Origin of the sequence: Aquisalimonas sp., from assembly GCF_007120195.1 — a bacterium.
Taxonomy (GTDB): domain Bacteria; phylum Pseudomonadota; class Gammaproteobacteria; order Nitrococcales; family Aquisalimonadaceae; genus Aquisalimonas.
In genome coordinates this window covers 1-11,968 of the sequence record NZ_SKOG01000142.1, presented here as the reverse complement: position 1 = coordinate 11,968, position 11,968 = coordinate 1, and the positions used below count along the sequence as shown (strand labels likewise).

The 11,968-nt window shown below is 66.1% G+C and carries 12 protein-coding genes; 2 read left to right on the top strand and 10 right to left on the bottom strand.

Annotated features, from left to right (window positions below; genetic code table 11):
• Positions 1 to 369 precede the first annotated feature (369 nt).
• Positions 370 to 1,176, bottom strand: coding sequence for a thioesterase family protein (locus tag QZT63_RS10275; protein ID WP_290650900.1), 807 nt, complete (start codon positions 1,174 to 1,176; stop codon positions 370 to 372).
• A gap of 300 nt (positions 1,177 to 1,476) precedes the next feature.
• Between QZT63_RS10275 and QZT63_RS10270 the strand changes: the two genes are divergently transcribed.
• A complete protein-coding gene (locus tag QZT63_RS10270) occupies positions 1,477 to 1,686 on the top strand; it encodes a hypothetical protein (RefSeq protein WP_290650898.1) in 210 nt (69 codons plus the stop codon).
• 131 nt (positions 1,687 to 1,817) lie between these two features.
• Here QZT63_RS10270 and QZT63_RS10265 read toward each other — a convergent pair whose 3' ends face one another.
• Positions 1,818 to 2,258 carry an Rrf2 family transcriptional regulator gene (locus QZT63_RS10265; protein WP_290650897.1) on the bottom strand — a complete coding sequence of 147 codons (441 nt, stop codon included), beginning with the start codon at positions 2,256 to 2,258 and terminating at the stop codon, positions 1,818 to 1,820.
• A 291-nt stretch (positions 2,259 to 2,549) separates the two neighbouring features.
• On the opposite strand from QZT63_RS10265, the gene QZT63_RS10260 reads away from it, so the two are divergent.
• Positions 2,550 to 2,708 carry a hypothetical protein gene (locus QZT63_RS10260; protein WP_290650895.1) on the top strand — a complete coding sequence of 53 codons (159 nt, stop codon included), beginning with the start codon at positions 2,550 to 2,552 and terminating at the stop codon, positions 2,706 to 2,708.
• Here QZT63_RS10260 and QZT63_RS10255 read toward each other — a convergent pair.
• The 8 genes from QZT63_RS10255 to QZT63_RS10220 form a co-directional block, all read right to left on the bottom strand.
• Positions 2,678 to 3,856: an acetyl-CoA C-acetyltransferase gene (locus QZT63_RS10255; protein WP_290650893.1), complete on the bottom strand. Its 1,179-nt coding sequence runs from the start codon at positions 3,854 to 3,856 to the stop codon at positions 2,678 to 2,680. The two genes, QZT63_RS10260 and QZT63_RS10255, sit on opposite strands and share 31 nt — an antisense overlap.
• Positions 3,857 to 3,960: 104 nt before the next feature.
• Complete coding sequence (locus tag QZT63_RS10250; protein ID WP_290650891.1) at positions 3,961 to 4,461, bottom strand: peptidylprolyl isomerase; 501 nt, start codon at positions 4,459 to 4,461, stop codon at positions 3,961 to 3,963.
• Positions 4,458 to 4,925 (bottom strand): hypothetical protein, encoded by a 468-nt coding sequence (locus QZT63_RS10245; protein ID WP_290650889.1) that lies wholly within the window; start codon positions 4,923 to 4,925, stop codon positions 4,458 to 4,460. The genes QZT63_RS10250 and QZT63_RS10245 overlap by 4 nt, the downstream gene beginning before the upstream one ends.
• An 80-nt stretch (positions 4,926 to 5,005) precedes the next feature.
• Positions 5,006 to 5,929, bottom strand: coding sequence for a molecular chaperone (locus QZT63_RS10240; protein WP_290650887.1), 924 nt, complete (start codon positions 5,927 to 5,929; stop codon positions 5,006 to 5,008).
• A 59-nt stretch (positions 5,930 to 5,988) separates the two neighbouring features.
• Entirely contained in the window at positions 5,989 to 7,185 is a 1,197-nt protein-coding gene (gene nrfD / locus QZT63_RS10235) for an NrfD/PsrC family molybdoenzyme membrane anchor subunit (protein WP_290650885.1), read from the bottom strand.
• A 15-nt stretch (positions 7,186 to 7,200) separates the two neighbouring features.
• Positions 7,201 to 7,950: a 4Fe-4S dicluster domain-containing protein gene (locus QZT63_RS10230; RefSeq protein WP_366636661.1), complete on the bottom strand. Its 750-nt coding sequence runs from the start codon at positions 7,948 to 7,950 to the stop codon at positions 7,201 to 7,203.
• Positions 7,951 to 7,974: 24 nt separating this feature from the next.
• The gene (locus QZT63_RS10225; protein WP_290650884.1) at positions 7,975 to 10,479 is read right to left on the bottom strand and encodes a molybdopterin-dependent oxidoreductase; all 2,505 of its coding nucleotides are present in this window, start codon (positions 10,477 to 10,479) and stop codon (positions 7,975 to 7,977) included.
• Between the two features lie 28 nt (positions 10,480 to 10,507).
• The gene (locus tag QZT63_RS10220) at positions 10,508 to 11,665 is read right to left on the bottom strand and encodes a 4Fe-4S dicluster domain-containing protein (RefSeq protein ID WP_290650882.1); all 1,158 of its coding nucleotides are present in this window, start codon (positions 11,663 to 11,665) and stop codon (positions 10,508 to 10,510) included.
• Positions 11,666 to 11,968: the final 303 nt, after the last annotated feature.

The window sequence follows — 11,968 nt, the reverse complement described above, 5'->3', positions numbered from 1 at the left end:
GGTCTGGCAGGCGCGTTCACCTTTGACGCTTGGCCTTCGCGTCATACCATCAGACACGGCGCTGTCGAGAGCCCCACGCAGGCAGCCGCCGAGGGCGACATCGCCGACGGTGGCAGGCAAAGGGCCCGCGGTGGCGACCTCCGGCGGCCCGATCGCTGCGCGACGAGGCACGGCCCGCCGCTGCATCAAGGCACCCCATGGCGTGCGCGCGCGCGTTCGGGAGCTCTTCAATGCGCGCCCAATAAATGATGCTTCAGAGATCCGCGTCCCAACCCTGGTCATTCGCGGCGACCTGGATCTGACGGCGACCGAACGGCAGGCCGCACAGCTACGCGCCCGCCGCGAGTCAGCCAGCACTGCGAAGGCGAGCTATTCCGTGAGCAGCAGCGCCAGCTGCCGGGAGCGCGCCACCAGAACACCGGTCTCGTCCCACAGCTCGCCGTCCTCCACCATCATGCCACCGGCCAGGTCGCTGGTGCGAAAACGTGTCGCGATCCAGCCCGGCGCCGGCCGTCGGCGGACATGCACGGTGAGCTCCAGCGTGGGCACCCAGCCCACCGCGCCCAGCAGGCTGTAGAGCGACGGCGGGAAGGCATCGGCGAACAAAACGAGGGCGGCCGAGTCCACCGGGCGGCCGTCGGCAAAGCGCACCCAACCGGCCATTTCAGCGCGATCGGACGCCCCTGGTTCGGCCAGCGCCGGTGCGATGCGTACGTCCACCCGGGAGGTGATCGCCAGCTCCACGCCCTGGCCCAGCGTGTCCCGGGGAACGCAGTGCTCGGGGGCCGGCAACTCCACCATGGGCGGACTCAGAGCGGGCTGGCCGGTGTCTGGCGCAGCGCGCTCCAGATCCGCGACAGCGGCTATCATGCGAAGCCGTTCCTTGCCGTCCTGGTGCAGCGACGCAGTGACATTGACCGCGCGTCGCCCCTTACGCACCAACTCGGTCACGATCTCGGCGTCCCGATCGGCCACCGCGGGCCGCAGGTAGTGCGTGGTCACCGATACCGGATCCGGCTGCTCCGTCACCCGGCACGCGGCGCGCAGGGCGGCGGCCGCTGCATAGCCACCATTGGGGTTGTCCCCGATGTTCCACGCGGGGCTCAGTCGCGTGCTCCAGCGCCCGGGGCCGATGGCTGTCACCGCCGTTTCAGCGTCGAAATGCCATTGCGCCATAAGCGGGCTCCCACAATCTGCTACGGATCGACCAACTGCCCATACTGTATGACAGGCCCTGCCGCCGGACTAGCCTGGTTCAGCGGCAGCGACCGGATCACGCCTCAGGGGCGTGCGCCAGCCGACTCGCGAACGCGAGAGGCTGACAGGGCATAGGCGCTGGTGCGGCTGTGGCAATGGGAACTGTATCGGCGGCAGCGTGCGGCTGTGTCTCAGCCGTCTTATATGCTACGTTATAACGTGTTAATTTTTCCGATCGCAGGCGGGCGCGATGCTCGGCCAAGCGCCCCGGAGGATGCCATGAATTCGTATGCGCGCACCAACGATGACGCCTGGGAACAGCACGGACAGCACTGGCTCGTCAGTGGGCCCTATTGGATCTTCGTCACGCACTACCCGCATGTGCGTGCGCAGTTGTACCGTTGCTGGGAGCAGGTGGGGCCGGCTCTCGACAGCGTGAGCAAGGCCAAGCATGCCGCGCAGATGGACCGCCACAAACGAAGCGGATGACCATGCCTTGCACCGCGTGCGGAAATGTCAATCGTCGCGGGAGCTAAAGGATGCCAGCTAGCGGCTCGGCTCGTGCGTGAGTGATGCGCGCAATGAATAGCGTCAGTCCGACTAGTGTCCTTATCAAGACGTCATACCCGCTGCGGCAGTCGTTGCATGTGGCGCACCACCCTCAGGCGTTCCGGGTAACCGAGCAGGTCGTGCAGGGTGTACCGATCCAACGCGGTGAAAAACGCCTCCATGGCCTCGCTCATTGCGTGCCGCAGCGGGACAGGCCGACCGGCCGTGTCTTCCCGGCACTCAATAAAATACCCCTGGGCTTCGGTGACGCGCGCCACCTCGCCCAGGCGAATATCCCGGGGGGAGACCGCAAGCCGCACACCTCCGAGCCTGCCGCGTACGGAATGCACGTAGCCGTGCTGGACGAGCTTCTGCACCACCTTCATCAGATGGTTGCGGGAGATGTCGTACTTCTCCGCAATTCGACCGATGGTGGAGAGTTGCTCATCCGGCGTCATCCCCATATAGATGAGTGCTTGAAACGCGTAGTCGGTGTGCCGTGTCACACGCATGGTGCCTCCGGGGTCACTGCATGGTTGCCCTGACAGGGTACCGGCTACCTCTTTCGGTGTATTGACCTATCTCAAGTGTTCGGCGATTCCACCCCCAAGACGGGCGCCGGCAGGCGGATGGCCGCCCCCGCGCGGGATCACAGGACCAACTGGCGAGCGGCCCGGCGAGCCTTCCGGGGAAGACAAAGAGGCCAAAGGATTCTCCAGGCGTTCGGTGCCGAAGGCCTACGAGGCATTCGACGAGAACGGACGGATGTTCCCGTCATCCCCAATAACCGCGTGGCGGAGGTCATGGAGGAGCTGGTGACGCGCGATTTCAGCGATTACCTGGTGGACCGCTCCAGCGAACGCCGGGCCGACGGCCGCCCGCTCCAGGCCGCCACCGCAGTGGTGGAGGATCCACGATCCACGTCCCCGATTTACCGCTCCAGCGCCAGCGCAATTCCCTGACCCCCACCGATACACAGCGTGACGATGCCCCGGCGTTCGCCCGTCCGCTCCATGGCGTGCAGCAACCTGACCGTTAGCACGGCCCCGGTGGCGCCGATGGGATGGCCGTGGGCGATGGCACCGCCCTCGACGTTGACCACGTCCTCGGACAGCCCCAGTTCACGCAGCACGGCCAGCGCGATGGCGGCGAAGGCCTCGTTGATCTCTACGCGGTCGACGTCGCCCACACTCCAGCCGGCCCGCTCCAGCGCCTGGCGGACGGCGGGAACCGGCCCGATGCCGAACATGCCCGGTTCCACGGCACCGATGCCCCAGGAGACGAGTCGCGCCATGGGCTTGAGGCCCGCCTTCTCCGCCCACGCCCGTTCCGCAAGCACGATTGCGGCTGCACCCGTATTCAGACCGGGAGCGTTGCCGGCGGTGATGGTGCCGTCCTCGCGGAAGGCAGGGCGAAGCTTGCCCAGGCCTTCGGCGGTAGCATCGCCGCGGTTGTGCTCATCGCGCTCGAAGACGGTCGGCCCCTTGCGCCCGGGCACCTCCACGGGAACGATTTCGGCGTCGAACAGACCGTCGGCCTGGGCCCTGGAGAAGCGCTGCTGTGACCGCGCCGCCCAGGCGTCCTGGTCCTCGCGGCTGACCTTGTATTCCTTGGCCAGATCCTCGGTGTGCCAGCCGGAATGCTTGCCGGAGAAGGCGTCGTTGAGGCCGTCGCCGAGCAGGGAATCCACCATCTTGGCGTCGCCCATGCGATAGCCCCAGCGCGCCTTCTCCAGAAGATAGGGGGCGCGGTCCATGTTCTCCAGGCCACCAGCAACGGCGCAATTGGCATGACCCAGCAGGATTTCCTGAGCCGCAGAAGCCACGGCCTGGGCGCCGGAACCGCACACCCGGTTCACGGTCAGTGCCGGAACCTGGACCGGAATGCCACCGTTGATGGCCGCCTGGCGGGCAGGGTTCATGCGGTTGCCCGCCTGGATCACGTTCCCGAGAACCACGGTATCGATCTGATCGCCTTTGAGGCCGGCGCGTTTCAGGGTCTCGGCGACGGCGATCGCGCCCAGATCAGTGGCAGGCATGTCTTTGAGGCTGCCGCCATACGTGCCAATGGGCGTGCGCACAGGGGCGCAGAGAACGACTTCCTTCGTCATGATGATTACCTCAACCAGGGATAAATTGCTAAGAATTGTCAGTATGCAGCATGCAGCAGGACGGATCTTGATCTGAGGCAATCATGGTCCAATCTGGCGGGCTTCTACATCCAGGCGGCGGCCTGCGGCCGGCTGGCTGTATCCCCGTAGGCACGTTGCGCGCGTATCTCGTCGGCGGTGGCCTCGCGGACGGCACGGACGCTCAGCCGGAACGCCAGCCATTGGCCCGCCAACGGGTGATTGCCGTCGAGCACCGCGCCGTCGTCGGTCAGGCGAACGACGCGCAGGGAGAAACGCCGTCCGTACGAGCCGGTGCTCAGGCGCTTGCCTGGCGTCAGTTCCAGCCCTTCGGGCAGCGCGTCCCGCTTTGCCTCGAACACCAGGTTCTCCTGCCGCGGGCCGTACGCGTCCTCGGCGGCCAGTTCCACCACCAGTTCGTCACCGGGCCCGGCGCTCTCCAGGGCCTCTTCCAGGGCCGGCAGGACATGCCGGTAACCATGAAGGTAGACCATGGGGCCCGACTGCTCGCTGTCGTCCAGGGGATCGCCGTCCCGGCTGGTGAGCTGGTAGTTGACGGTTGCGACGGTGTTGTGGGCGATGATCATGGGGCATTCCTTCTGCGATGTCTGATGAACCAGATGAGCGCGACCGTAACCATCGGGCCCATCCCGAGTGCGGCCCAGACAGCGGCGGCTCTGACCGGAGGGGCAGCGTGCTCCTCCGCGAGATGGTCGCTAATGACCCGCCACTCGCCGGCTTCCAGATCCGCACCGTACGCCAACTCCATGCGCCACACCGTGAACGCCCAGCCGGGCCAGCTGCGCTGCTCTTTGTCGAAGTCGTTGGCGGCGTGGCAGGTCATGCACCGTTGCTCCGTGAGGCGCTCGGGGTAGGGTCTGCTGGCATCGTCCGCCTCCTGGGCCTCGCGCTCGACTCGGGCCTGGTCTTCCTGCGCGCGCCGGCGCTCCTCCGCGGCCTGACGGTCGCGCTCAATGGCCTCGCGCCGCGCCTCGCGCTCCTCCTCGGTCATACCGTCATCGGTCGGCTCCACCAACTGATCATACGACATGCCGGCTATGACAGGGTGTGGCGCAAGGCAGAGCAACAGAGCCAGTCCAAGGCATACAGCCCGAATGGCGCCACGCCGCGTCATGAGCCGGTTTCGGAAGGCAACTCCTTGAAATGCGGTTTCGTTGCCTTAAGCCCCATGGTCTCGGCCCGGCAATCCGGGCACACGGACAGATGCCCCGCGTCGAGGCCCTTTTCTTCCAGGATCCGGATCATGCCGGCCAGCTCGGCGGAGGCGGCGAACGGGTTGCCACAGTGCCCGCAGTGGGACTGCTCACCGAAGGCGGCTTCCCTTGCGGCCCCGCGGCTTTCGTTGACGTCCGGCTCCGCCGCGTGCGGGGCGGGCGCGGGTACGCGGGACTGCAGCCAACGCGCATCCTCATCCAGAGCGTCGCGCACCAGACGGCCGAGAACGGCGTAGGGGCGGCACCGCGCGTCTCGGCTGCTCTGGTGATCCAGCCGTTGTAACAGGTCATTCGGCCAGGGGCGGAGGAAGCGGTTGAGGAAATCGCGCGCCTCCTGAAGTACGCTCGTCGCCCGGGCACTATCCATTTGCGCTGCCGTACCGAGCAGCGCGGCCAGAAACTGCAGCTGCAGCACAAGATGGTCCGGCATGCCGCGGAAGTCGGCGTCGCGGGCAAGTCCGTGGCGCTGATAGTAGCGCTCCATCTCTACCACGCTGGGGCCCATGATGGTGCCGTCGATGTACGCGCCGGCATTCAAGGGGGCGGGACGTGGCGGCACCAGGAACAGCCGGCTGTAGGCTCGCAGCAGGGACTGATGATCGGCGGTCGCCGCCATGGACGAAGCCAGCGCCGCGCCTGCGCCTTTGCCCGGCACAAGCTCGTCCAGATCCGCCGGCAGAGCGTCCGTCATGGCCTGATGGTAGGCCGGGTCCATGGGCGGCACAAATGCCTGGCCGAGGCAATGATAGAGCTCTGCCCGGGCCATCAGGTAACGCCCCTGGCCGTCCGACGGAGCCGTTGCGTTTGCGGTCGGTTGCATTCGATGACCTCCTTGGGGGGAGGGCACCGGGGGCAGGGTGTCGCCCCCGGCACCTGCCTTCATGCTGTCGCCTGGCGGGGCTCCGCCGTTCGCGGGGCCCTTTCCAATTGCGGGGCGGCAGACAGATCGAAATACTTCTCGCCCAGCACGTAGAGGGTGAACATCATGGCCGCGCCCATGATGGTCAGCGCCCACTCTGTGACCGACGGTGTGTACTGGAGCATATCCCAGGCCCACGTGCCCTGAAAAAGGGGAATGACCTGACCGCCCACGACGAAGTAGTAGCGCTCGGCGAACAGACCGCCGAAGGTCAGCACCGCCACCAGGATCTGTATCTGCGGATTGACGCGCAATTTGGCCGACATCATCAGGGCGAAGGGCAGCAGCAGGCCGAACACCAGCGAGAGGATGTACAGCGGCGAGGCGAACAGGTAGTCCGCCCAGACGTGGTAGACCTCGGGGTTGTTGGCGTAGAGCCCGGTGATCGCACGCACGGTCACGAACAGGATGGTCAACCCGAGGACAGTGGCGAACAGCTTGGGCAGGCCCCCGGTAAAGACAATCTGCAGTTTCTCCGGCATGTTGCTGCGAGTGAAGCCGTAGGCCAGATAGGTGAAGAACACCAGGGCCGCCATGCCGCTGGTGATCGCGGTGAGGTAAAAGTAGATGGGCAGGGAGCCATCGTACCAGAACGGCCGCATACTCATCATGCCGAAGATCAGCGCCAGGTTGCCGCTCGCGAGCAGCACGCCCAGGAACGAGGCGATGCCGATGATCTTCGTGTTCCTGCTGTCCCAGTCGCCAGCTTCCATTTTCTGGAACTTCCACAGCAGGAACAGCAGATCCGCGGCGTAGAAGACGCCCATCCAGAACATGGCGGACTGGATCTGCATGTTGAACGGGATCGCCCAGAGCATGCGGAAGGTGTGACCCAGCTCCAGCGCCAGCACCGCCATGCCGGAGATCAGGATGATGAAGGCCAGGAAGATTGCCCGCTTGGCGATGCCGTAATACTGCTTGAAGCCGAAGACCAGCGGCAGCGATGCGATCAGGCCCAGCCCGGACGAGGCCAGGGCGAAGTAGAGGTACGTGGAGATGGGCTGGCCCCAGGGGAGCTTGGAGCTCACGTTGAATGCCGCATGGCCCACGGTCATGAGCTGGAACATGACATAGCCGAAGGAGACCACCAGCACGACGGCGGAGAGGATCAGCAGGCCGGTACCCGGCCCGCCCTTCATGATGTTGTTGTCGGACATGTCCGCTTACCCCCTTCAGGATTCGCGTGGGCGGAAGGCCGGAATACTGGCGCCGGCACCCAGGTAGTAGACCTGCGGACGGTTCCCCGTGTGGTCGAGCAGCCGCGCCCCCTTCTTGTCGGCGATGAGCCGGTTGACGTTGGATTCCGGGTTGTCCAGGTCGCCGAAGAAGCGGGCCTTGGGCGCACAGGTGCGCACGCAAGCGGGCACGTACTCCTTGAGTTCCGGATCGTCCTCGTCCAGGTCCGCGACGCCCTCGGGGGCCTTGCTGACCTTGTGGTAGCAGAAGGTGCACTTGGAGACCACGCCCTTGGGCTGGATGCCGATGCCCCGGCGCCAGTCCTGCTCCGGGTTCTGGTAGGGCGGGCTCCACATCTGGCCGTTCTCGCCGGGGTAGGTGTCGCGGATGTCCGGCTCCACCAGGGGCTGCTCGTCGGCGAAGAAGCGCACCCCGTACGGGCAGGCAATCATGCAGTACTTGCAGCCGATGCACTTGTTCCAGTCCACGAACACGATGCCGCCGGCGTCCTCGTCCTTGTAGGTGGCCCGGGTCGGGCAGACGTGCACGCAGGAGGGATCCTCGCACTGCATGCACGGCCGCGGCAGCCACTTCATCTGTGCGCTCGGGTACTCACCCTCGTTGTAGAACAGCACGTCCTGCCAGCTCTCGCCGGGCAGGGTGTCGTTCTCCATGGCGCACGCCGTCGTGCAGGCCTGGCATCCGGTGCATTTGTCCAGGTCAATGACCATTCCCCACTTAGCCATGTTGCAACTCCTCCGTTATCGTGCTCAGGCCCGTTCCAGCGTGACCTTGCTGGTGTAGTAGCTGGCGAGCCCTGAAATCGGGTCGGACAGGTTTTCTGTGAGCTCGCCCGAGTTCCCCGGTTTGGCGTGACGCCCGTTCGCCGTGGCCCACCGGCCCTGAGCCCAGTGGCCGTATTCGTGGGGCAGTACCAGGGTGTCCGGGCGGTGCGAGGGCATCAGGCGGGCGACCGCGGTAATGCTCTTCTGCTCGCCGCGCACCTGCGCCGACAAGCGGACGGTGTCGCCATCACTGATGCCGCGCTCGTGGGCCGTCCTGGGGTGGACTTCCAGAAACACCGTGCCCTGGCCGCCGACGATTGGCTGCATGTACGCCTGTGCCTGGGGCAGGTTGGCGCTGCGGCCCTCGGCCTTCAGTGGCAGCTTGGGCGTGACGAAGTGCAGGTCGCCGCCGCCGGTGTGGCGCGGTTCCACCCACTGGATGATGCCCGCCTTGTCTTCCGGGATGCCCATCTCCTCAGCGATGTAGCCGGCGTGCTCCTCCAGGAAGCTGGACTTGAACTCGAACTTGCCGGAGCCGGTGGGCATGAGCTTGTCCTTGACTTCGGGCTCGCTCATCTCGATGGTGTAGTCATCGCCGTCCCACTCCCAGAACTGGCCGCGCCAGTAGCGCCAGTGGTAGGGCTTCTTGTACCACACGCCCTTCTCCTTCCAGCTCTCGAAGTCGTTGACGCCGTTGTCGCCCGGGTCATCGGCGAAGCCGGCGGCGCGGTGGCGCAGCATGTTCTCCACATCGCCCAGTTCGGCGTAGTACTCGCTCATGGGCCCGTCGATGCGCTTGCCGATCTCGATGAGCATGTCGCCGAAGTGCTTGGTGTCGTAAACCGGGTCCACGGCAGGGACGCGCAGAGCCGACATGGGCCAGCCCTCGAAGGGGTAGGTGGGCGAGTCCTGCAGCCGTTCCAGGTAGGTGTGTTCCGGCATGATGATGTCGGCGTACATGGCGGTCTCGCCCGGGTAGGGCGAGGTGTCGATGATGAAGACGTCCTTCAGCGCCTCCTCCCACAGAATCGGATCCGGCGCCGACCAGATCGGGTTGGTGACGAAGAACATGGCCGTATCCAGCTTGTAGGGATCACCGGCCAGATGGTGCTTCGCCGTCTCCTGCATCATCGTCCCAGCCATGGGCCACTTGTCGGTGCCGGCCATGTCGATGCGCGGGTGTTTGCCTTCCATGTCCTTCGCGTAGTCGTCCATGTAGTCGTCGGCGCTCACCGGCAACGGCCCGTAGGAGGGGCCCATCTGGTAGAACAGCCCGCCTTCGGCGAACATGCTGCCGGCCAGGGCGTTCAGGGCGTGGATGGCCATGCCGTTGTAGGTGCCGTTGAAGTGCGCCGTGGGACCGCGCTCCATCAGGGCGATCGCGGGCTTGGTGGTGGCGAACTCCCGGGCGATGCGCTGCATGTCGGAGGCGGGGATGGTGGTGATCTCCTCCGCCCACTCCGGCGTGCGGTCCTTGAGTTCCTCGTTCCACCAGTCGGCGATGCCGTGGGTCCAGCGTTCCTCGAAGACATCGGCGTCGATGGTCTCGCCGGTGCGGAAGCGGTTTTCACCATCCTCGAAGTCGCCGACGAATTCCTTGTCCCAGAGCCCTTCCGTGAGGATGACGTGGGCGATAGCCAGCGCCATGGCACCGTCGGTTCCGGGCTTGATCATGTGATAACGATCCGACGCCGCCATGGTGGGGTTCATGCGCACGTCAATGGAGGTGATGCGTGTCTGCGGGCTCTTGACACGCATGTGCCCCCACATCTGCATCAGGTAGTTGTAGGGGCGGAAAGCCTCCAGGAAGCTGGCGCCGAAGTTCAGGATGTAGTTGCAGTTCCGGTAGTCGTAGGCGTTGTAGGAGTTGTTGCCGTCGGTGGCCTCCTTGGCGCGCTTGGAGCCCTCGGCGCAGATGGAGGCGTGGCCGATGGCGGAGTTCGGGGTGCCGTAGAGCTTGCCGAAATCGCCATACATGCCGGCGTCGCTGGAGCCCCAGCCGCGGCCGTAGAAGTGCGCGAAGCGGTGGGACTCGCCGTTCTCCCGCAGCCGGTTCAGACGCTCCGCCACGATATCGAACGCCTCTTCCCAGGTGATGGGCACGAACTCCGGGTCCTCGTTTCGACCCTTGTTGGGATTGGTCCGCTTCATGGGGCCCTCGAAGCGGTCCGGATCGTACAGCAGGTAGGTGCCCAGATGGCCCTTCGGGCAGAGCTTGCCGTTGGCGATCGGGTTGCCTGTGTCCCCGTAAATGGCGTGCACGCGCCCGTTGCGGGTGTAGACGTCGATGCCGCAGCGCGCGGGGCACTGGTGGCAGATGTTCTTGGTGATCCGTGTCTCGCCCTCCATGGAGGCGGGTTCCTGGGCGGCGCTTTCCCGCACCGGTGCGAGGCCGCGGAGCGCGCCGTAACCCATGGCGGTGGCCGCGCCCGCGGCACTGGTGGCCTGCAGAAAGCGGCGTCGGGTAATCAGGGTCTGCAGGATATTCATCGGCAACCTCCGGGGATTGTCATTGTCGTTACTGCCCCGGATCCGGCCGGAACAGTTGCGTAAAAGCGCCCCGGGCAAGGTGGCGCGACTTCTCGCAGCTTTGGCAGCGAACGTCGTGTTGCCCGGATGGAGTGAACGGGCGCCGGCAGTCCTGGCATTGCGCCTGGCGGTGATTGGTGAGGCGGCCCGGTTGGCCGCCGGTCGACTCGATGTGGATCGCCTGCTCCGGGCAGGCGGCTGTGCAGAAACCGCACTGGATGCAATCCGCCGGGTCGAAAAACAGGCCGTCTCGACCCGGACTCACCGTCAGCGCGCCCGTGGGGCAGACGGCGGCGCAGACCCGGTGATTGCAGCACGCGTCCGAGATCACGGCCGCAGGCAGTAGCGACCCGGCATCCACGCCTGCGCGCTGACGTTCGTCCAGCAGACGCCACCGGCGTTCGGGCTGAACCAGGGCGCGCGGGTTGGCAATGGATGGCGGGGCCGGCGCGCTATCGTCGGATCCCGCCACACGGCGCAGAAACTGCCGGCGGCTATTGGCATGACGCTCGCTGGTGCCCGTGCGGACCGGCTCGGCCACGGCGGGCGGCAGCGGGCTGCGGACGACCCTGGGAGACGGCCGGTTGCCGCCTGGCAGATGCCTCTCCGCGCGCTGGCGTGCCTCGTCGATTGGCCTGGCGTGACCGCCGGCGACAGGGCAATCGGCGCACCATCCACGCTCCAGAAGCTCCAGTGCGTCCGGTGCTGCGCGCCGCGTCAGGGCCAACAGCTCGTCGTCCTGCAGCCCGGCCATGCAGGGTACGCGCAGAGTGCGTTGCGGGGACAACTCTGGCGGCACACGGTCACAGTCAACGGCCCGGAACGCAGGCGCCGTGAGTGAGGCTTCCCCCGGAGCAGGGAAACCGCGCACGGCCAGAGCCTCGGACGGGCAGGCCACGGCACAAGCACCACACCCCGTGCAATCACCGGTGAGGGATGGTCCACCATCCGCCGAGATGTCCAGTGCATTGACGGGGCAGGCGTCCACGCACGCCTGGCAGTGCGTCAGAGAACTGCGCCGGGGAAGACAGGCATCCGCCAGCAGCGAGACACGCGGATCCGTCGACGCCAACGGGCCGAAGCCCTGCGTGCCGACCGCCGCGCCTGCGTCACGGGCGCTGGTGTTGGATGGCTGGTCCCCTGGCATGTCTCTATCACCTAACTGCCTTTAAATAGAGCGTACGGACTACCTCCTTCGGTGTATTGATCTATCTCAACGATTCGACGATTTGCCGCCAGCCACACCCGTGACGCGCGCCGACGGGCGGATGGCTGCCCCCGCGCGGGGTGACGGGACTAACTGGCAAGCGGCCGCTGGGCGTGCCGGGGCAGCCACAGAGGCCGAACGGATGCACCAGGAGTTCAGGGCGTGGGACTACGAGGGATTCAACGAGCATTCAGGCCCGCGGTGAGGCGTTGGGCGTCAGCCGCAAATCGATGGGGGGCGCTT